The 19970-nt window shown below is 71.6% G+C and carries 24 protein-coding genes; 4 read left to right on the top strand and 20 right to left on the bottom strand.

The window, feature by feature from the left end; all coding sequences use genetic code 11:
* Positions 1–30: 30 nt before the first annotated feature.
* The 14 genes from VM938_15085 to VM938_15020 all read right to left on the bottom strand — a co-directional run bounded on the left by VM938_15085 (position 31) and on the right by VM938_15020 (position 11568).
* A complete protein-coding gene (locus VM938_15085) occupies positions 31–786 on the bottom strand; it encodes a hypothetical protein (protein ID HVF76358.1) in 756 nt (251 codons plus the stop codon).
* Positions 786–1724, bottom strand: a complete 939-nt coding sequence (locus VM938_15080; protein ID HVF76357.1) for a hypothetical protein — start codon at positions 1722–1724, stop codon at positions 786–788. The genes VM938_15085 and VM938_15080 overlap by 1 nt, the downstream gene beginning before the upstream one ends.
* A gap of 130 nt (positions 1725–1854) precedes the next feature.
* A complete protein-coding gene (locus VM938_15075) occupies positions 1855–2544 on the bottom strand; it encodes an LLM class flavin-dependent oxidoreductase (GenBank protein HVF76356.1) in 690 nt (229 codons plus the stop codon).
* A complete protein-coding gene (locus VM938_15070) occupies positions 2541–3470 on the bottom strand; it encodes an ROK family protein (protein HVF76355.1) in 930 nt (309 codons plus the stop codon). The genes VM938_15075 and VM938_15070 overlap by 4 nt, the downstream gene beginning before the upstream one ends.
* A gap of 10 nt (positions 3471–3480) precedes the next feature.
* Positions 3481–4596, bottom strand: a complete 1116-nt coding sequence (locus tag VM938_15065) for a hypothetical protein (protein ID HVF76354.1) — start codon at positions 4594–4596, stop codon at positions 3481–3483.
* 67 nt (positions 4597–4663) lie between these two features.
* Positions 4664–4894, bottom strand: coding sequence for a hypothetical protein (locus VM938_15060; GenBank protein ID HVF76353.1), 231 nt, complete (start codon positions 4892–4894; stop codon positions 4664–4666).
* Entirely contained in the window at positions 4891–6063 is a 1173-nt protein-coding gene (locus tag VM938_15055; protein HVF76352.1) for a TRC40/GET3/ArsA family transport-energizing ATPase, read from the bottom strand. The genes VM938_15060 and VM938_15055 overlap by 4 nt, the downstream gene beginning before the upstream one ends.
* Positions 6063–6518 (bottom strand): SRPBCC family protein, encoded by a 456-nt coding sequence (locus VM938_15050; GenBank protein HVF76351.1) that lies wholly within the window; start codon positions 6516–6518, stop codon positions 6063–6065. Before VM938_15050 ends, VM938_15055 begins: the two co-directional genes overlap by 1 nt.
* A 14-nt stretch (positions 6519–6532) precedes the next feature.
* The gene (locus VM938_15045) at positions 6533–6760 is read right to left on the bottom strand and encodes a hypothetical protein (GenBank protein HVF76350.1); all 228 of its coding nucleotides are present in this window, start codon (positions 6758–6760) and stop codon (positions 6533–6535) included.
* A 16-nt stretch (positions 6761–6776) separates the two neighbouring features.
* Positions 6777–7232 carry a hypothetical protein gene (locus VM938_15040; protein ID HVF76349.1) on the bottom strand — a complete coding sequence of 152 codons (456 nt, stop codon included), beginning with the start codon at positions 7230–7232 and terminating at the stop codon, positions 6777–6779.
* A 5-nt stretch (positions 7233–7237) separates the two neighbouring features.
* Positions 7238–8359, bottom strand: coding sequence for a glycosyltransferase family 4 protein (locus tag VM938_15035; protein ID HVF76348.1), 1122 nt, complete (start codon positions 8357–8359; stop codon positions 7238–7240).
* A complete protein-coding gene (gene queG, locus VM938_15030; protein ID HVF76347.1) occupies positions 8356–9432 on the bottom strand; it encodes a tRNA epoxyqueuosine(34) reductase QueG in 1077 nt (358 codons plus the stop codon). The genes VM938_15035 and queG overlap by 4 nt, the downstream gene beginning before the upstream one ends.
* 12 nt (positions 9433–9444) lie before the next feature.
* On the bottom strand, positions 9445–11268 hold the full coding sequence (gene sepH / locus VM938_15025; protein ID HVF76346.1) for a septation protein SepH: 1824 nt from the start codon (positions 11266–11268) through the stop codon (positions 9445–9447).
* Positions 11269–11361: 93 nt separating this feature from the next.
* The gene (locus tag VM938_15020; GenBank protein ID HVF76345.1) at positions 11362–11568 is read right to left on the bottom strand and encodes a hypothetical protein; all 207 of its coding nucleotides are present in this window, start codon (positions 11566–11568) and stop codon (positions 11362–11364) included.
* 167 nt (positions 11569–11735) lie between these two features.
* On the opposite strand from VM938_15020, the gene VM938_15015 reads away from it, so the two are divergent.
* Entirely contained in the window at positions 11736–11903 is a 168-nt protein-coding gene (locus VM938_15015; GenBank protein ID HVF76344.1) for a hypothetical protein, read from the top strand.
* A gap of 127 nt (positions 11904–12030) precedes the next feature.
* Positions 12031–12591 (top strand): hypothetical protein, encoded by a 561-nt coding sequence (locus VM938_15010; protein ID HVF76343.1) that lies wholly within the window; start codon positions 12031–12033, stop codon positions 12589–12591.
* 5 nt (positions 12592–12596) lie between these two features.
* Here the strand turns inward: VM938_15010 and VM938_15005 are convergent, their stop codons facing one another.
* Positions 12597–13814 (bottom strand): NYN domain-containing protein, encoded by a 1218-nt coding sequence (locus tag VM938_15005; protein HVF76342.1) that lies wholly within the window; start codon positions 13812–13814, stop codon positions 12597–12599.
* Positions 13815–13840: 26 nt separating this feature from the next.
* Positions 13841–14056: a hypothetical protein gene (locus VM938_15000; GenBank protein HVF76341.1), complete on the bottom strand. Its 216-nt coding sequence runs from the start codon at positions 14054–14056 to the stop codon at positions 13841–13843.
* A 26-nt stretch (positions 14057–14082) separates the two neighbouring features.
* Here VM938_15000 and VM938_14995 point away from each other — a divergent pair, with 26 nt between their 5' ends.
* On the top strand, positions 14083–15576 hold the full coding sequence (locus VM938_14995; GenBank protein ID HVF76340.1) for a DUF885 family protein: 1494 nt from the start codon (positions 14083–14085) through the stop codon (positions 15574–15576).
* Between the two features lie 47 nt (positions 15577–15623).
* A complete protein-coding gene (locus tag VM938_14990) occupies positions 15624–17249 on the top strand; it encodes a DEDD exonuclease domain-containing protein (GenBank protein ID HVF76339.1) in 1626 nt (541 codons plus the stop codon).
* 139 nt (positions 17250–17388) lie between these two features.
* On the opposite strand, the gene VM938_14985 is transcribed toward VM938_14990, so the two are convergent.
* The 4 genes from VM938_14985 to VM938_14970 are packed head-to-tail and all read right to left on the bottom strand — an operon-like array spanning position 17389 to position 19952.
* Positions 17389–17535 (bottom strand): hypothetical protein, encoded by a 147-nt coding sequence (locus VM938_14985; protein HVF76338.1) that lies wholly within the window; start codon positions 17533–17535, stop codon positions 17389–17391.
* Positions 17536–17563: 28 nt separating this feature from the next.
* Positions 17564–17722, bottom strand: a complete 159-nt coding sequence (locus tag VM938_14980) for a hypothetical protein (GenBank protein HVF76337.1) — start codon at positions 17720–17722, stop codon at positions 17564–17566.
* A gap of 10 nt (positions 17723–17732) precedes the next feature.
* Entirely contained in the window at positions 17733–18785 is a 1053-nt protein-coding gene (gene trpD, locus VM938_14975) for an anthranilate phosphoribosyltransferase (GenBank protein HVF76336.1), read from the bottom strand.
* A 3-nt stretch (positions 18786–18788) separates the two neighbouring features.
* Positions 18789–19952, bottom strand: a complete 1164-nt coding sequence (locus tag VM938_14970; protein HVF76335.1) for an acyl-CoA dehydrogenase family protein — start codon at positions 19950–19952, stop codon at positions 18789–18791.
* Positions 19953–19970: the final 18 nt, after the last annotated feature.

Below are 19970 nucleotides of genomic sequence, written 5' to 3'. Positions count from 1 at the left end.
ACCGGCCGGCCACGGGCACCTACCCTCCGATTAGGCGGGCCCCCGCGTCGGCATGTCGGGATGCGGCCCTGGTGTCAGCACGACCTTGCGAGGCGTCCTGGCCCGGTTGTCGAGCTCCGAGAGCTTGCGCACGCCCGGCGGAGCGAGCAGCGCAGTGGCCCTCTCGGGCGGGAACATCGGCAGCGCCAACGTCTCGTCGTCGGCGACCGTGGCGATGAACACGTGGTTGTCGGCCACGACGTAGAGCGACGGGTCATAGCGGACGAGCACCGAGTCGGCGTCGAGGAGCAGCACTACCCGCCCCAGCGCCCGCAGCCCGGCATCGAACTTGGCGAAGTCCTCGTGGGAGTAGAGGGGCAACGAGACCTTCAACTGCTTCGGGGCCTCGCCGCCCCCCACGCTTCGCTCCACTTCGACCACGCCGTGCACCGAACGCCATTTGGCGTTGGGGTTGTCGAACCTCGTGGGGGTGCCGTCAGGCGCGTCCTCCGACACGACGAAGCCCGCGCCTTCCTCCAGGCCGACGAAGCGGCCGACGACGGCAAGGTCGCTCAGCCGCTTTGTCCTGCCGTCGGGGTAGACGTACACGACGTTGGGCGTCACCTCGTCGAGCGTGCGGTACCACGGCGCCACCTTCCCCCCGGCCTCAGCGATGCCCAACAGGAACTCTGTGACGAAGTGCAGCCCGTCCTCCGGGCTGACCGCCGCCGGCTCCTTGTCGTCGCCACCACAGGCGGGACCGACCAGAAGTACCGCGGCCAGGAGTAGACGTAAGGCTCTTCTCATCACACGCACCCCCTTGACTTGCTGGCCCAGCGGGCGATGTGGCCCGGCTCGGAATAGACCACGAGATTTCCGTCGGTCTGCATTTGGATGTGGCTGCCCGGGTACATCCAGGTCCCGGTCGAACAGATCGGCACTGCACCCGCATATGCGTCCGACACGTAGACGACGAAGTTGCCGTCGCTTTGCATGATCGCCCACGTGCTCGGTCCCGCCCACGACGTGCCGCTGGCCCAAATGGGGCCGCCTGGGCCGTAGATGACGAAGTTGCCGTCGGTCTGCATCCATGCCGTATGCAAAGCGTCGTACGACTTCATGGACTCGTTGCTGAAGAGGTAACGATCTCCGTAATCCGGCTTGATCCACGAACCGCCGTTGATGTGCGTCACGTCGTGGAGCGTCAGCTCGCCGGCATGAGGCATCGCGGCCACCATGCAGCCGTTCTCGCTGTCGCGGTGGGCGAGCCCCACGGCGTGGCCGACTTCGTGACAGGCGATGATGTTCTTCCAGTTCTGGTCGACGCCGTTCATCCACGACAGGTCGAAGCGAACCTCGTGCTTCTCACAGGCGCCGTTCGAGACCAGGCTGACGCAGGTGGCAAGGCCGATGGTGCTCGACTCGGGGTGCCAGGCGATGAAGCAGTAGCTCGCGTAGTCCTGGTCGAAAGCGACCACGTCGGTGTTCGTGGTGACCGATGACAGCTTGCTGACGTCATGACGCGTCGGGCCGAAGCGGTTGTACATCGCCCAGTCGACGGCGGAAGCAGTCGTGGGCTCCAAGGCGTTGTTGGCCCACGTCAGCGGATTCGGGTCTGTGTTGTTAAGCCCCTCCGAATACCGGGTGCCGCAGTCCTGTTTGATTCCGGTTGCCCCGACGTAATTGTCGGCAGTGGCCGGTGTTCCGGAGAACAACACACTCGCTGCGGCGAGGCTGAGCGCCAAAAAGGGCGCGAGCCGACGACTCCTCGACAAACCTGGTCCCCCCGGGTTCTCGGCCCCTATAAAGGGGCCTCTGCGTCGTTACGGTAACATGAAAGTCAAAATTCGCCAGGATTCCCGCAATGAATTTGTCCTAGCGGACAAATTCACCAAGAAATTTGACGGCATCGGCCCACGGGCGGCCGACGGGGGCGCAGACGGCCCAGGTGGCGCCTGCGTCCTCGACGGCGCGCAGGTGGGCGCGTAGGTCCACGTCGGGGCCGACTTGGCCCGCCCACGTGACTTCGGCGGGGGCGACGGCGGCCACGGCGTCGGCGTCGACGCCCCACAGGTTGAGTGCCACCCCCTCAGCGGCGGCGACACGGCGGATGCGCTCGGACAGGCCGCCCACCCAGGTCGTCACCCCGGTCGCGCGCAGTTGGCGACAGCACTCGACCAACGAGGCCATGCGTTCGGGCACGGGTGCGAACGGCACGGCAAACGCCTCGTTCTCGGCTCGGCTCAACCGGTCACCTACGCCGAGCCCGGCAATCAGCCGGCCACCCGCCATGCGGTCGACGGTGACCAGCGCGTTGACGAGCACGGCGTCGGGGAGCAGGCCCACCCGTGCGACGAGGGTGCCGATGGCCACTCGCTCGGTCTCCACCGCCAGCGCGCCGAGCAGGGCGATGCTGTGCAGCGCCGGGCGGTCCGGGCGCCCGATGGGCCACAGGTGGTCGAAGACGAACACGCCGTCGAGCCCCGCCGCCTCCGCCAGCTTGGCGGTCTCGATCGCCGTCTCCGCGTCGTCGCGGAACTGCGGGAGGGTGATGCCGACCTTCATGCTTCGCGGGCCAAGAGCGCCGCCCCCACCGCGCCCGACTGCTCCCCCAACTCGGCGGGCACCACCAACGGCGGCTGCCGTCGCGGCGCCCCCGCCAGGCTCTCGGCCAGGGTTTGCCGCACGGGTGCGAACAAGGGCTCGCCGATTTCCACCAGCCCGCCCCCGATGACGAAGGCCTGGGGGTCGAAAGCCATGGCCAGGTTCACCAGGCCGATGCCCACCCACCAACCAACCCGGGCGATGATGGCTGTGGCGTCGTCGTCGCCCTCTTGGCAGGCAGCGCTCACGTGCTCGCCTTGGATGGCGTCGACGTTGCCGCCGGCCAGCTCCAACACTCGACGAGCCTTGCCCGCGGCGGCGGCTTCGCGGCCGAAGCGGCCGATGGCCCGTCCCGATGCGAAGAACTCCCAGCAGCCCTGCTGCCCGCACACGCAGCCTTCGCCGTCGGGAGCCACGACCATGTGGCCCATCTCGCCCGCAAAGCCGTTGGCGCCCCGCTCCAGCCGCCCGCCGCTGATGATGCCGCCGCCGATGCCCGTGCCCAGGGTGAGCACGATGGCGTAGTCGAGCTCGCGAGCGGCGCCGAGTTGTTTCTCCGCCCACGTGGCGCACGTGGCGTCGTTGTCGATGCGCGCCTGCGTGCCCGGCAGCCGCGCCTCCAGTTCCGCTTTCACGGCCAGGCCGTCGGCCCCCACCAGGTTGGGGGCGAACTGCAGGACCCCGGCGCGGTCGACCAGGCCGGGCACGCCCACGCCGACTTGCTCAGCACCGCCCAGTGCTTCGGCCACGGCGACGATGGTGTCGAGGATCTGGTCCTCGCCGGGTGGCGTCGGCATGCGGTACTCGGCCTGCACCCGGCCCGCGTCGTCGAGCACGACGCCCAGGCACTTGGTGCCGCCGAGGTCTATTCCGATGGTTGCCGGCAAGGACCAGAGACTAGAAGCGCAGCAACGCTCCGATGCGCCCCATCACGTCGAGGTCGGCGTTGCCCACGCACACCGCTACCCGGCACGACTGCGCCAGCGCGTCTTCGACTGCTTCTTCGACGACGTCGTCGACCTGCGTCATCTCCTTGTCGCACACCGGGCACATGCGACCGCGCAGGCAGATGTGCTTGCACGAGTGGCAGCGCCAGCCCGGCGCTTCGAATCCGTCGGAGACGACCAAGGTGTCGACGCGCCGCTCCACCAGCGCTGTGAGGGTGTCGGCCAAGCCCGCCACGCCGCCACGCTGGGCGCCCACCGCGTCGCGCAGGCGTTGCACCAACGCCGCTTCCTTGGCCCGCTCGATGTCGCCCTCCACCTGGAGGGCGGCCTCGCGCACCTGGGCGTCGGACGCGGTGACGGGGATGGTCAGCCGGGCCCGGATGCGGTCGCGCAGGTAGGAGTGCAGGTCGCGTTCGAGCTCGTTGGCGATCTCCTCGGGGGCACCGATGATGAGGTGGTCGAACGCCTTGTGCTGGTACACCTCGAAGGCGACCTGGGCGGCGTGCTTGAGGTGGTGGTGGGCGGCCTCGGCGCTGTGGTCGCGCACGTGGTCCTTGTCCCAGTCGCCTTTGTCATCCTCGTGGCGAGGCAGCTGGTCGAAGACCTCGGCCCGTTCGACCAGTTGGCCCAGTTCGAAGACGAACATGCGAGCCCGCTGCTTGTCGGCCAGCAGCACGCCGAAGCGTTCGTACTCGTCGAGCACCGACTCGAGCTGGCGGACGTGCGGGGTGGCGTTGACGACGAGCTGGTTGCGCACCGGCACGGGAAGTTCGAGGACTTCCCAGAAATCGTGGGCCTGGCACGAGAACACAGCCAGGCCGCGGGTGCGGGACCGGTCGATGCCCGACTTCACGTAGGCCTCGATCTTCTGCAGGTCGTGCACCGCCGGCGCATGCCCGTTGGTCAACTCACCCGCTTGCCGTAACAGGGACTCGAGTTGTATCTCGTAGTCCTTCGGGCGGACGTAGCGTCTGCCGTCGACATCCAAGTAGAGGGTGACGACAGGGGCGTCGCGCCCCTCGAAACCGGCCAGTGAGCGGATGGCGTCCTGGGTGAGCGCTGCCACATCACCTCCAAAGGGAAGGGAGTTGCATCGTACCGCGCCGACCCGCTCCGCCCTAGCGCCAATCAGGTTACGAAACGCGAATTCGTTGGACTTTCGAGGTCGGAACGGGCGTCTCGTCCGCTTCGGGCGCCTTGGGCCGCGGCACCAGGTCGCCCAGCGCCGAGACCACGGCGAGCAGCGGGGCGGGGTCGGCCACCAGGTCCTCGGCCACGTCGAGCAGGGCGCGGGCCGCCGCGATCATCTCCCGGGCTGCGGCCTGCAGGTGCTCGACGGCCTCTTGGGCCCGTTCCTCGTTCACGGTGCGACCTCCTCGAAAGCGATCTCCAGCCAGTCGTCGCGGAACGCCGCTCCCGTCACCTGGCGGCGGCGCAACGAGTCGGGCAGCACGATGGCGCGGCGGTGGGGGCCGACCCGCACCAGTAGCTCGTCGTCGCGGCGGCCCACATCGAGCTCGTCGCGGTCGGCGAAGGGCAGCTCCAAGGCGAGGATGTGCTGCGCGCCCCGCTTCTCCACCCGCAGCGGCCTGCCGTGGTGCAGCACGGCGGTGGGGTCGAGGTCGCCGTACACGTCGTCGGCGAAGCGGCGCAGGCGGTCGACGCCTACCAGTTCCTCGGAAGCGAGCTCGGCCTTGAGCACGGGCAGCGGCGCGAAGCCGTCCTCGATGGTGGCGAGGTGCTCGGCGTGCGCTTCCTTCCATGCCTTGAACCACGGGTCGGTGATGGCCTCGGGCAGCAGCCGGTTGGCCACCACGGCGTCGACCCGGTAGCCGAACAACGACAGGTAGGTGGCCGTGCGACGGGCCTCGGCGATGACCATGCGCTCCGGGTTGACCACCAGGCGCACGCTCGTCTGCGCCGGGTCGGTGAGCAGCTCGCGCACGCCGTCGAGGCGGTCGTAGAAGCGACGGGTGGCGTCGAACACGTCGTCGCCCGCCACCGGCATGTTGGTGACGGTGCGCAGCAGCGGCCGCACGATCTTGGTCACCTTGCGGCTGACCGGGAAGATGCGGTCCATGTACCACGACAGGATGTCGGGGAGGCTGAGCAGCCGGATGGTCTCGGCCGTGGGCGCGCAGTCGACGACGATGACGTCCCAAGCGCCGCTGTCGGCGTGGACCTTGATGTCGGAGAGGCTGAACACCTCATCGAGGCCGGGCACGACCGACAGCTCTTCGGCTTCGATGGCATCGAGGCCCGCCCAGTCGAGCACCTCCATGAGGTAGCCCTGCACCTCGCCCCAGACCTCTTCGAGGCGTTCGGTGGCGTCGAGCTGCTGGCCGTAGAGGCGGTCGACTACCGCGGTGGGGTCGGCGCCGAGGTGGCGGTCGAAGGAGTCGGCCAGGGAGTGGGCCGGGTCGGTGGAGAGCACCAGGGTGCGCAGGCCCGCATCGGCACAACGCAGGGCGGTGGCCGCGGCCACGCTGGTCTTGCCCACGCCGCCCTTGCCGGTGAACAGGAGGATGCGCACTAGCCGGACTCGACCCGGGCCTTGAGCTCGCGCAGGGCGTTGCCGATGATGCGGCCCTCGGCCCGCGACTTGATGAAGGCGGGCAGGGGCACGACCAGTTCGACAGCCAGGTGGTAGGTGACCTCGGTGCCGTCGCCGTCGCCGTCGCCGTCGTCGGTGGCTTCGAAGACGTAGGTGCCGTCGAGGCGGCGGGTGATGTCGCCCCGCTCCAGGACCCAGGAGATCTCGCGGGGCGCTTGGGAGTAGTCGTAGGCCAGGGTGTAGGAGGTGCTCCGCCCCATGGCCGCGGCCCGGAAGGCGACCTTGGTGCCGCGGTCCTGGTCGTCGCGCTGGAGGACCTCGACGTGCTTGATGTCGGCGACCCACTCCGGGTAGCGCTCGAAGTCGAGCACGACCTCGTAGCAGCGCTCGGGCGGCGCCTTCATGAACATGTGCTCGGTCGCCTGGTCGGCCACGTCTCCTCTTCCCGTCAGTACCCGGCCGGGCTGTTGCGTTTCACGACCGCGTAGTAATAGCCCAGCACGATGCCGTTGCCCCAGAGCATCCACGCGCCGGCGACGCCGACGAGCAGCCACCGGCGCCATGCCCGTTTGTCGGCGGCGCCACCCTCGAAGTGGTGCTCCGGCCGGTTGGCGCAGTCGAGCAGCGCCAAGAGGGCCGGGAACTCCAAGCCGATGAGGATCGGGAGCCACCGCACAAGGAAGCGATGCTAGTCACCGCTTTTGGACCCGCTCGGGGAAGACGCCGTGGCGGGCGCCCCACAGGCCTGCCAGGGCGAGGCCGTAGACGGGGGCCAGGATGCCGAAGGCCAGGCTGGTGTTGGGGCGGACGGCGGCGACGGCCACGGCCACGGCGATCTCCACGAGGAAGGAGCCGAGCAGGAGGCGGCGCACCGGCTTGGGTGCGACACGGCCTTCGAGGAAGAACAGGCTGAGGATGCCGACTTGCTCGGTGCGACTGCGGGCGACGGCTTGGGCGAAGGCCAGGAAGAAGGCGACGGTGCCCGCCGCGAACATGGCGAGGGCGACGACGAGCGCCACCACGTCGAGGGCGGCGACGGCGGCCCCGAGTGCGCTGGTGACGCCGAAGGCGGCGGTGCCGATCCACGACACCCGCACGATGGCCTCGCCAGGGGCGGCGTCGGAGTCGGCGTCTCCCTGTTGCGGCACGGCGGTCACGCTTCCAGGTCGCGCAGGGCGGCGTCGAGGCGGGCGGCGAGGAGGTCGTAGTCGAACTCGGTGACGGCCCGTCGGCGGGCACGTTCACCCATGCGGTGGCGCAGGTCGTCGTCGCCCAGGAGGCGATGGAGGGCGGCGGCGACGTCGCCGGGGTCAGCGGGCCGGCGCACGACGAGGCCGGTTTCGCCGTCGACCACGGCCTCGGCGGCACCACCGCTGTCGCCTGCGACCTGGGGGATGCCGCAGGCCGCCGCCTCCAAGAAGACGATGCCGAAGCCCTCTTGTTCCAGGCCCGCCCACCGGTTGCGGCAGAGCATGGCGAACACGTCCGCCGCGCCCAGCAGGGTGGGCAGGTCGTCGTCGGGCACGCGACCGAGAAACCGGACGGGCGCTCGTTTGGCGGCGGCGCGGCGTTCCAGCCGGGCGCGGTCGCGGCCGCTGCCCGCGATGAGGACGACGAGGCGGTCGTCGAGGCGGGCAGCGGCGTCGATGAGCACGTCCATGCCCTTGCGGGGGACGAGCCTGCTCATGCTCACCACCAGGTGCTCGTCGTCGGCGACACCGAGGCTGTGCCGGGCCTGGCGGCGTGCGTCGGGGTCGAGGGGGCGGAAGCGGTCGGTGTCGACGCCCGGGGGGACGACGGTGGTCGGCGGCATGGCGTCGTCGTCGGTGGCGTGGCGGGCTTCGGCGGCCGGGTAGCCGCCCGCAGCGATGACGTGCTCGGCGCCCGCCACCACCCGGCGCAGGAGTTGTCTGGTGGCGGGGAGGCGGCCCGGCACAGTGACTTCGGCGCCGTGGAGCACGACGGCGTAGCGACGGTCGAGCTGCGGGCCGACGAGCCCGAGGGGCAAGGCCGGGTCGAGCACGACGACCTTGGCGTCGACCTCGGCGGCTACCTGCTCGATGTGGCGGCGGGTGGCGGGCGTGGGCAGCAGCACCCGGTGCCGGGAGCGCACCACGCGGAACGGTTGGGTGGCGTCCCAAACGGCTGCGCCCGGGTAGGCGGTGGTGAGCACGACGGTGCGCTCCGGTGGCAGGCGGCGCCACAGTTCCCACAGGTACGACTGGATGCCGCCCACCTTGGGCGGGAAGTCGTTGGTGACGAGAAGGTGGGTCACAGGCCGAGGTGGGCAGCGGCCCAGTCGGCGTGTTCGCGGAGCATTGGGTCGTCGCCGGTGCGGGCGGCGTGGACCACACGACGGACGCCGGGGTCGGCGGGGTCACCGACGTTGCCCAGCGCCACGAGGGCATTGCGCCGGAGGTAGCGGGGGTCGCGGCGGGGCACGTACCAGCGGCCGAAGCGGGCCAGGAGCGTGCCGTCGTCGTTGTCGAGCAGGTCCACCAGGTCGACCCACGGCTCGGCGTCGGGCTCGGCGGGCGGCGGGGGATGGTGGCGGTCGGCGGCCCGGTTGGGCGGGCATGCCTCTTGGCATTCGTCGCAGCCGTAGATACGGCCGCCGAGGGCGGCCCGGTGCTCGACCGGGAAGTCGCCGGGCGCCTCCAACAACCACGCCAGGCACCGGCGGGCGTCGAGCACGCCGGGTGCGACCAAGGCGCCAGTCGGGCAGGCGGGCATGCAGCGGGTGCAGGTGCCGCAGCCGTCGGCCACCGGCGCGTCGGCGGCGTCGGCCGGGAGCGGTGCATCGGTGACGACGGAGCCGAGCACGAACCAGGAGCCCGCGCCGGGGATCAGCAGGTTGGCGTTCTTGCCGAACCAGCCGATGCCCGCCCGGTAGGCGGCCTCCCGGTCGACGAGGGCGTTGTCGTCGACCAGCACCTTGGCCTGCCAGCCGTCGGCGCGGAGGCGGTCGGCGACGACGGCGAGGGCATCGCGCAGCGGGGCGTAGTGATCGCGCCACGAATACGCCGCCACTGCTGCCGCGTTGGGCGGGCGCTCCCCCGCGGGCGCTCGTCGGTAGGCCCGGGCGCCGACCACCAGCGCCTGGGCGCCGGGCACGGAGCGCGACGGGTCGGTGGCGCGGACGGGGTTGCCGTAGGTGAAGTGCATGCCGCCGTGAAGGCCCGCCGCCTTGCGCTCCTCGAGAGCGCGGCGGGCTCGGTCGAACGGGTGGGCGCCTGCGATGCCGACTGCATCGAGGCCCGCGGCGCGCCCTAACGCGCACAGCTCGTCGGCCAGCGCGGCGGGGTCGGAGTCGAGGGTGGCGGTCGAGGGCCGACGGCCGGTGGCCATGGGCCGTGGAGGCTACCGTGCGCGCAGCGGGCGCTCCCGCCGCCGGCGGGGAGCTGCGGCGGGCGGCTCGGCGGCCACGTCGTCGGAGTGGTCGTGGGGCCGGACGGTGGCCGCGGCCATGTCGGCACGAATGCGCACCGCCGGCGCGGGCTCGCCCGAACCGGGACCGTGCCACACGGGCTCGTGCGACTCGGCGGGCTGTTCGGGAGCAGCACGACGAACTCGGCCGCTGCGGCCTGCATCGCCGCCGTTCTGGCGCGCCGCCAGGCGCCGGGCCACCCGCTCCTCGGGCGTCGGCGGACGCGATGCGGCAGCGGCAGCGGCAGCGGCGGGCTCCGCGGCTGCCGGTTCCGAAGCCGCCGGTCGCGGTTGCTGCTCGACTGCGGGGGCCTCGGCACGCGGGCGCGCCGGAGCAGGCGCCGGCGCTTGGCGCTCGGGCGCCGGTTCAGGGGTTGGCGTCGCTGCTGGTGCCGGCGGACGGGGGCGTGGCGCCAGTGCCTCGGGTCGGGGCGCGGGCAGTCGCACCCGCCCGTCGTCGGCTTGGCGGCCGATCACCCGGAAGCCCTCCTCGCCCGGACGGGGCGGAACGGGGTTGGCCGACTTCATGGGCGACGCCGGACGAGCCAGGTGGCTGCGACGCTCGGCGATCTCCAACGGCGGCGATGCCGCCGAGGCCGTCCCTCGGTGCTCGGGCGCGGGCTTCTTGGCGGCGGCCTTGGTGGCCGTCGCCCGCCCGCGTTTGGTCGCCGCCGCCCGGCGCGTGCCGGTGGCCTTCGTCACCTTGGCCGCCTTGACGGACTTGGCCGCCTTGGCCGCCTTGGCCGCAGTCGTGGCGCGTCGGGGTGCGGCGGCTTTGGCCGGTGTGGCCTTGGCCGCCTTGCGCGTTGGCTTGGCCGCCTTGCGCGATGCCTTCGCCGCGGGCCGCGCTGCAGCCTTGGCCGGCGCCGCACGCCCTGCCGACGTGGACGTAGCGCCGCGAGCGGACGAAGCCGTGGCCTTGCCCCGACCGGTCGTGGCCGCCTTGCCTGCACTGCCGCGTCCGGCCACCGCGGCCGTGGGCAGCCGCGGTGCGGGCTTGGCGGCCGGGGCCGGCGGAGCAGCGGGAGCCGAGTCGCGGCGGGTGCCGGCCGACGCCGGTGTCTCCCGAGCCGAAGGCTCGAGCACCGGCGGACGGCGGCGCCGTCGCGTGGCGTCTATGTAGGCCAGGTCGGAGGCGATTCGGTTCCGCGCGAACAGTTCGTTCTCGCGGAGGTCGACCTCCCACTCAGCCGTTTGGCGCTTCCCGCGTGAGGCGTAGTGGAAGCGCACGACCCACGACGTGCCCTGGAGGTTGTAGGCGCTCCACGCCGCGTCGAAGTCGTCGTCGAGAAAACGGATGTCGCGATCGGCGAGGTTCCACCGCACGGCCTCGCCCAGGTCGAGGGCGGACTGGCCGAGGCGGGGCTTCTCGAACGTCAGCCGTCGAGCGCGGGCGACCACCTGGGCCTGTTCGGCCAGGATCGGGGCGGCGAACCGTCCGACCCACTCCTCGTCGACGCCCGCTTCCTCGGCGATCTCGGCAATCGAGCTGCCCGCCCGCAAGCGAGCCTGGATCTCGCGGGGGCTGAGCGTGCTCTGAGGCTTCGGTCGTCGCGGGCGGGCGCTGGGCGCGCTGCCGTCGTCGTTGTCGTCGAACGCATCGTCGTCGCCGTTGCGAAGGCGGAGCGCGTCCTCGATGGTGGCTTGCAACCGATCGTCGAGCATGACGAGGTAGCCACCGGACTTGGCCCCTTTGCGGGCGCTGAAGATGAGTCCCTCGAGGTCGGTGGTGAAGCCGACGAGATGGAGCTGTTGCACACGGGCCCCCGGCGGACCTGGCCCGTCGTTCGGGCCTGCTTTGCGGCGAAGGTAGCACCCGCCCCGAGGGCCACCGCGGACCCGACGCCACGATCACCCCGCGCTCCGCCGATGACGCAGCTCGGGAACCAGCCCTGCAGCCGCCAGCATTCGCACCGCCCTGGCCTCGGCGGCGTCGATGATGACGGCCTCGTCGGGCTCACGCCCGCAGATGAACGACACGACGCAGTCGTCGCATGCCGAGGTGGCCTGCATCGTGCAGTCGTCGCAACTGATGGTGATCGCGGTGCCGTCGCCCATGGAGGACTCCTTCCGTCGAAGTCCCATGATGACGAGGGGGTGTGACAGTAAAACCGGCCACGGGCACGGCGGCGCCCAAAAAATCCTCGGCCTCGACCGTAAGGCCACCGGCTCCCCGCCGTTGTCATGGCAGTTCAGTTCGTTCCACCTAGCAAGGGGAGCCACCAATGAAGAAGCTTCTACTCGCCGCAGGCGCCGGGATCGTCGCCGTGGTGGGCATCGGTGCCACGGCGGCCCAGGCCGATCCGTCGATCACCGTCTGCCACAGCGTCAGCATCACGGTCAACGACCAGAGCGCGTCCGACTCCGCCTGCAACGTCCTGCCGCCGCAGTAGCGCCCCCACGGGCCGCACACGCGGCGCCTTTGTCAGACCCCCGTTCCCAAACGACCCCTGGGGACGGGGGTCTGTCGCGTCCGGGCAGCGATTGGTGCGGGGGGCGGATGTGGGGCAACGTGCAGCCGTGAAGATCGCGGCCAGTGCGGGTGTCGGCGCCGCGCTGCTGGCCGCCATCGCCTTGGCGGCCTCACGCGTCGGGGAGACGGCCCGCTTCATGACGTGGCCCGTGGTGGCCTTCACCGCGTTGGCAGCCGCCGTCGCCCTCCTCGGGCTGTGGACGGGCCTCGACCGCCCGGGGATGCTGGCGGCCGGCGTGCTCCCGGCCTTGGCGATCGCCTACGTGCTCCCCGCCGCCCCGATGCCCGCAGTTGCCGTCGTGCTCGCAGGACTGGCCGCCCTCGCTGTCGGCGTCCGCGGCATCGCCTCCGGCATGGCCCTGGCCGTCGGCCTCGCCTTCGTGCTGATCACCGTCGCCCAAGGACCCGTGGTCGAGTGCAGCACGTCGAGCGTCTCGACGAACAGCGGACCGTGGTGGATCGTGTCGCCGTCCAGTTCCTCCGGCTCGGGAGGCGGCGGTCCCGGCGACACATTCTCGGGCACCACCCAGGTGGGGAACGACCACTACGCCTTCACGTGCGAGGACGGCGGGCTCGCTCGCTTCGAGAGGACCGACGCACCCCGTTGAACGCGCTACGGCTCGCGGCGCAACGCAGCTAGCAGCTGTGTGCTGGAGATGACGTTCGCCCCTAGCTCCCGGGCGCCGTCCTGCACTCGCCGGTCGTTGGACGCCACGACGACGACCCGCGTGACGGGCGCCGCCTCGGCCAGCCGGAGGATCACGTCGTCGGCTTCGACGTCGGGCGGGGAGAACAGGACACGGGCGGACCGACGGCGCCCGCCCGTGCGCTCCGGCCGGTCGTCGTCGACATCGGCGCCATCGAACACCACGTGCGCCTCCACGCCGGTCCGCACGACCAACTCGTCGACGGCATCCACCAACCGGCGCCGTAGCTCGGGGATGGGCAGGTCGGGCCGGTAGGCCAGCGAGGCGTTGTAGCCGTCGACCAACAACAACGCCCCCGGCACGCGCACCAAGTGCTCGGCCGCCTCGGCCGAGTCCTCGAACACGGCCGGGGGCAACGGCGCAGGCTTGCGTCGCGCCGCTCGCGCCGCCCGCGCCGGGCGCGCCGGCCGTGGGGCAGTCGCTGCGGCCGGCGGCGCCTCGGCAGGCACGAACGACGTCACCACCTCCACCGCGTCGGCCAGCGCGGCGTCGGCCGTGCGCACCGCCGCGGCGGCTCGGTCGAGCGCCTCGGCGGCGGCAGGCGGCACCACCGGCACCACTTCCACCACCGCAGCAGGACGCGCCTCCAGCTCCGCCACCCGAGCCCGTGCCGACGCCAGCGCCGCCTCCAACGAACGCACCCGCTCGGCCAGCCGCGCCGCCTCTGCCTCGACGTCGCGCCGAGCCGCCCGTTCCCGGGCTAGCTCGTCGGCCGCTCGGGCCGCCGACGCCCGGACCTCTTCGAGCGCCTCCTCGGCCCGCCGCAGCGCTTCTTCGGCGCCGCGCAAACGGCGTACCGCCGCCCGTTCGTCGCGGTCGACCCCCGCGGCAGCTGCGGCCTCGGAGGCGGCCGAGGTCAACGCCGCCAACTCGTCCTCCCAGCCTTCGGGCCGAGCCAGGAACAGCCACCCGGCCCGCCCCACGGCGTCCTCGTCGACCGCGGCCGCCACCAGCGACCGGAACGCCGCATCGTCGTCGAGCACCCGGCGGATGGTCGCCAGCGCCGCCGGCATCAGGCGGGCGTGGCCCAACAAGGGCCGCAGCGGCCGGGGCGCAGGCACAGGCGGCGCCGACCGCTCCCCCGCCTTGGCCACCAGCCAGGCCGCCTCCAACGCGCCCCGCAAGAGCGCATCGGCAGGCGCAGCCGGGCTCAGACCTCGCTCTCCCGGAGCTCCTCCACCGACCGTCCCGACCCGCACCACCGACACGACACGTCCTCGACCACCTCGGACAGCACCTGCTCGTCCTCCACGGTCAACTCGCCGCCCACCGTGAAGTGGTGGAAGGCCCGGGTGCGCCGGGTCGTGGTGACATCGAAACGGGTGAGGTTGCCGCACGCTGTGCAGCGGTACCGACGAGCGTCCACGACCGCCAACACTACTCTCGGCACCCATGAACCCCAGGGTGCGTGCGGTGTGCGACCTGCTCGTCTTCGAGGCCCGGGAGTACGCCGGCTGGCACGACACCTACGACGGTTACGTGCAGGACATGTCGCCCGCCGGCATCGCCGCCGTCGTGAGCCGGCTCGGCAACGGCCCCCGCGAGGACGACCTCCACGACGAAGCCCACCTGGCCGCCTTCGAGGACGGCATGCGCACCTACTTCACCACCGTCGAGGAACACCGGCGCAACCCCATGCACCACATCGCCAACCTCGACCTCGCCTGTTACGACCGCGACTACGCCCCGCAGGCCCAGCGCGACAAGGCCAAGCGCAAGCACCTGGCGGCCTGGCCCGACGCCGTCGCAGGCTCGATCGAGGCGCTCGACCGGGTGCCCAAGGACGTCGCCACCGCCCTGCTCCCCGCCGCCGAGGGGCTGGCCAACGGCGTGACCGACGAGGCCGCCCTCGCCGCCCACGCCCGCTTGGTCGCCCACCTCCGCACATTCGCAAACGACGGCGATCCCGACTCCGCCCTCGGCGCCGCGCACCTGGCCGCCGTCATGGGCGACATCGAGGCCATGCCCGTCGACCTCGGCCGCCTGGCCACCCAGGCCGACGTCGAACGCGACCGCCTCAAGGCCCTCCTCGTCGAGGCCTGCGAGCGCTACCGCCCCGGCTCGGGCGCGGATCCCCGTGCCCTCGTCGACGAACTGGTCAAGGACCACCCCGAGCCCGAGGGCATCTACGCCGAGGCCCGCCAGCAGATCGACGAAGCCACGGCCTTCACCTACGAGCGCGACTTGTTGCCCGAGTTGGGCGGCGAGTGCCTGGTCGGCCCCGCCCCCGAATCGCGCCGTTGGGCCATGGCCATGATGTCGTGGTCGGCCCCCTACGAGCCCGACGCCCCCAGTTGGTACTACGTCACCCCGCCCGACCCGTCGTGGCCGGAGGACGAGCAGGAGGAGTGGCTGTCGGTGTTCAGCCGCACCACCCTGCCCGCCATCACCGTGCACGAGGTGACGCCTGGCCACTACGCCCACGGCCGCATAATGCGCGGCCTCACCAGCGACGTACGCCGCAGCCTCTTCTCCGACGCCTTCGTGGAGGGCTGGGCCCACTACGCCGAGGAGCTCTTCGTGGAGGAAGGCTTCCGGGCCGACGACCCCCGGTTCGCCATCGGCGTGTGCGTCGAGGCCCTCGTGCGCGTGACCCGCCTGGCCGCCGCCCTCGGCGTCCACACCGGCACCATGACCATCGATGACGCCGTGCGCCGCTTCGAAGAAGACGCCTTCCTCAAGGGCCCGGCAGCCCGCAGCGAGGCCCACCGGGCCAGTTACGACCCCACCTACGGCCGCTACACGTGGGGGAAGATGGAGATTCGCCGACTGCGCGACGAGGCCAAGGCCCAATGGGGCGTCCGCTACACCCACCGCCGCTTCCACGAGTCGCTCCTCGCCCTCGGCGCGCCGCCCCTCGGCCTCATCGGCAACGCCCTCGGATAACGGATGGTGCTTGTAGGCGAACGTGTGTTCGCCTACCGTCCTCCCCCATGCAACGGTCGTTCGACGACCTGGGAACGCCGCTGGCGGAGGTCACCTTCGTCGTGGTCGACCTGGAGACCACGGGGGGATCACCGGCCAACTGCGCCATCACCGAGATCGGCGCGGTCAAGCTGCGGGGCGGCGAGTGCCTCGGCACCCTGCAGACCCTGGTGAACCCCGACCTCCCCATCCCGCCCGAGATCACCTACCTGACGGGCATCACCCAGGCCATGGTGCTGCCCGCCCCTCGCATCGACAGCGTGCTGCCGTCGTTCCAGGAGTTCTGCCGCGACGCGGTGATCGTGGGCCACAACATCCGCTTCGACCTCTCGTTCCTCAACGCCGCCTTGGCCGCCGCCTCCCGCCCGAAGCTGGCCAACCGTTCGGTCGACACCTGCGCCCTGGCCCGCCGCCTGGTGCGCGACGAGGTGCCCAACTGCAAGCTGTCCACGCTCGCCCAGCACTTCCGCGTCGCCCACAAGCCGACCCACCGCGCCCTCGACGACGCCCTGGCCACTGGCGAGGTGCTGCACGCCCTGCTGGAGCGGGCGGGGTCCCTCGGCGTGCTCGCCCTCGACGACCTGCTCGAACTGCCGACGGTCAAGGGCCACCCCATGGTGGCCAAGCTGCCGCTCGCTGCGGCGCTGCCGCGCAAGCCCGGCGTCTACCTGTTCAAGGACGCCGGCGGCCGTGTCCTCTATGTGGGCAAGGCCGTCGACCTCCGCCGCCGGGTGCGCAGCTATTTCACCGGCGACGAACGCCGGAAGATCGGGTCGTTGCTGCGCGAGACCCACGCCATCGACCACATCGTCACCTCCGGCGAACTGGAGGCGGGCGTGCTCGAAGTCCGCCTCATCGGCGAGCTCGCCCCCCGCTACAACCGCCAAGCAAAGCTGTGGCGCAAGTACGCCTACCTCAAGCTCACCCTCGACGAGCGCTTCCCCCGCCTGTCCGTCGTGCGGGTGCCCAAGGCCGACGACGGCTGCCTCTACATCGGCCCCCTCGCCTCGCAGTCGGCGGCCAAGCTGGTGGCCGAGGCCATCGAGACGGCCGTGCCCCTCAGGCGCTGCACGGGCAAGCCCACCAAGACGCCGCGGCCCGCCGCCTGCACCCCCGCGCAACTGGGCGTCTCGCTCTGCCCCTGTGCGGGCGACGTGGCCGACGACGACTACCGCAGAGCCGTCGACACCGTGGTGCGCGGCCTCACTCGCGAGCCGTCGCTGCTCCTGCAACCGCTGGAGGACCGCATGCGTGCCCTGGCCGCCGCCCAACGCTACGAAGAAGCCGCCTCGGTGCGCGAACGGGCGGCCGCCCTCTCACGGGCCATCGCCCGGCAGCGCCGCCTCGACGCCCTGCGCCGGGCGGGGCGCGTCACCTTGGCCATCGAGGGCGAAGGCACCGCAGTGCTCGACCGGGGACGCCTGCTGCGCACCTCCGACGGCGGGCTGCTGTTCGACAACGAGTTCACCGGGCCCGTCCCCCGCGAACTGGTCGACGAGCTTATGGCCGTGGCCTCCTACCTCGACACCAAGGCGGCGCGCCTCCGGCTGGTGGAGAGCGAGGGCGAGCTGGCCTGGCCGCTGCCCCGCCTCCCCCGATACGAGCCCCGCAAGCCCGCGGCGCGCATAGCGTGATCGCATAGGAACACGGTGAGCAGCCGACCGCTGATGGAACGTCCAGCCCAGCCGGGAGATGCATCCAGCAGCCGACCCGGGCCATCAGCGGCGGGCTGCTCAACCAGCGGGAGCGGTACCCGGCGTCAGAAACCCGTAATCACTCGTCGCCGATCTGCACGTCGCCGTCGAACCCCGGCTCACCGGGGCCGCTGGCTCCCGGCGCCCCTGCACCCGCAGCGTGCTCGTGCGGGTTCTTCATGTCGTTGGCGTCTTCGTCTGTCTCGTCGGGCGTGATGTCGCTCATTCGGGGTCCCTCCAGCGGGCTTGTCGACTTACGGCGTGGTGCCACCGCCGGCGCCGCCCGGGGTCTTGCCCCCGGTGTCGGCGCCGCTCGGCACGCTCGACGTCGGCGTCGTGCCGCTGCCGTCTCCACTACACGCACCCAGTGCGAACACGGCAGCAATCAGGACGGCGACAGCGCGGCGGGTCACGCCTCCCGCCCTACCCGCCCGCCGCCTCCTTCGACACCTGCACCAGGCGGTCGAGCGCCTCGCGGGCGGCACCCGAATCCAACGACCGCTCCGCCACGCCCAGTCCCTCGACCAGGTCGACGGCCAGCCCGGCGACCACCACGCCCGCCGCCGCGTTGAGCAGCACCACGTCGCGGTGCGGGCCGCGGTCGCCGTCGAGCACGGCCCGGGCCAACGAGGCGTTGGTGGAGGCGTCACCGCCCCGCAGGGCCGACACCGGCGACACGGCCAAGCCCAACGAGGCCGGGTCGACCACGTAGGTGCGCACCGAGCCGTTGTCGAGGTCGAGCACGGTCGAGGTGGTCGACACCGTCAGTTCGTCGAGGCCGTCGTGGCCGTGCACGATCAACGCCCGCACCGCCCCGTTGGCCTCCAGTACCCCGAGCATCTTCTCGGCCATGGCGGGGTCGCTCACCCCGACCACCTGGCGGCGGGGCCGAGCGGGGTTGGCCAGCGGGCCCAAGAAGTTGAACACCGTGGGCACGCCCAGTTCTCGCCGCGTCGGCACGGCGTGGCGCATGGCGGGGTGGAACCGGGGCGCCAGGCAGAAGCCGATGCCTACCTCGTCGACGCAGTGGGCCACGCCCTCGGGGCCGAGGTCGATGACCACACCCAACGCTTCGAGCACGTCGGCCGAGCCCGACGCCGACGACGCCGCCCGGTTGCCGTGCTTGCACACCTTGGCCCCGGCGCCGGCCACCAAGAAGGAGGCAATGGTGGAAACGTTGATCGAGTGCGACCGGTCGCCGCCGGTGCCGCACGTGTCGACCACGTCGACCCCGGGACCGAGCGGTACCGCTTCGGCGTAGTCGAGCATGGCCCGCACCAGCCCCGACATCTCCTCCACCGTCTCGCCCTTCATGCGCAGGGCCACGGCGAAGGCGGCGATCTGGGCCGAGGTGGCGTTGCCCTCCAAGATGTCGGACAAGGCGGCGGCCGCCTGCACCGAGGTCAGGTCCTCTCCCCGGGTCAACGGCCCCAGCACCGCAGGCCAGCCCCCGAGCTCCTCCAACGTCACGTTCACGGCTCAATCCCACCAGAGATCGCGGTCGAGCACACCCTTGGCGATGAGCCCGAGCTGCACCTGCGTCGTGCCCTCCACGATGGTGAGCTGGCGGGCGTCGCGGTAGTAGAGCTCGGTCATGTGGTCCTTCATGTAGCCCGCGGCGCCGAGCAGCTGCACAGCCATGCCGCTGGCCCGCACCGCCAACTCGGTGGCGTAGTACTTGCTCATCGACAGGTAGGGCACCCACTCCTTGGTGAACCTGCCCGCGTCGGCCAGCGCCGCGGCCCGGTAGGTGAGCAGGCGGGCCGCTTCGATCTCGGTGGCCAGCTTGGCGATCTCCCACTGCACGCCTTGGAAGTCGGCCTCGGTCTTGCCGAACATCGAGCGCTGCTCGGCGTACTCGGTGGCGTACATGAGGGCGCCTTCGGCCAGCCCGATGCCCCGGGCCGCCACGATCGGGCGCATGGAGTTGAGCCCGAGCATGGCCAGGCGGAACCCGCCCACCTCGCCGATGACGTTCTCGGCGGGCACCCGGACGTCTTCGAGCAGCAGCTCGCCGGTGTCGACGCCGCGCACGCCCATCTTGCGGTCGGTCGAGCCCACCGACACGCCCTCCCAGCCGCGTTCGACGATGAAGGCGGTCACCGCGTCGTGGCGCCGTTCGGGCGAGGTGCGGACGAACACCGTGTACCAGTCGGCCTGCACCACCCCGCTCATCCAGCACTTCACGCCGTTGAGCACCCAGCCGCCCTCGCCGTCGGGCTCGGCCCGGGTGCGCATGCCCATGACGTCGGACCCCGCCTGCGGCTCGGACAGCCCGAACGCCGCTCGCAGCGATCCGTCGGCGATGCCGGGCAGGTACTGCTGCTTCTGGGCCTCGGAGCCCGCGATCATCACCGGCCCGGTGGGCAGCCGGGTGAGCAGCAGCATGAGGGCGGCCGTGTTGGAGTATTTGGCCACCTCTTCGATGGCGATGGTCAGCCCGAGGATGCCTGCGCCCGAGCCACCCTGTTCGGCCGGGATGCACAGGCCGAGCAGGCCCGCGTCGCGGAAGACCTCGAAGAGGTCCTGGGGGTACTCGCCGGTCTCGTCGATCTCCCGGGCGCGAGGCTTGACCTTGTCCTGCGCCAGGCGCCGGACGGTTGCTTGGAGCTCGGCCAGCTCAGGGGACAGCTCGAAGTCCATCCCCCGGACGCTAGTGGG

The organism is Acidimicrobiales bacterium (genome assembly GCA_035536915.1).
Lineage (GTDB): Bacteria > Actinomycetota > Acidimicrobiia > Acidimicrobiales > JAHWLA01 > JAHWLA01.
This window is presented reverse-complemented; position numbering and strand designations above follow the sequence as displayed.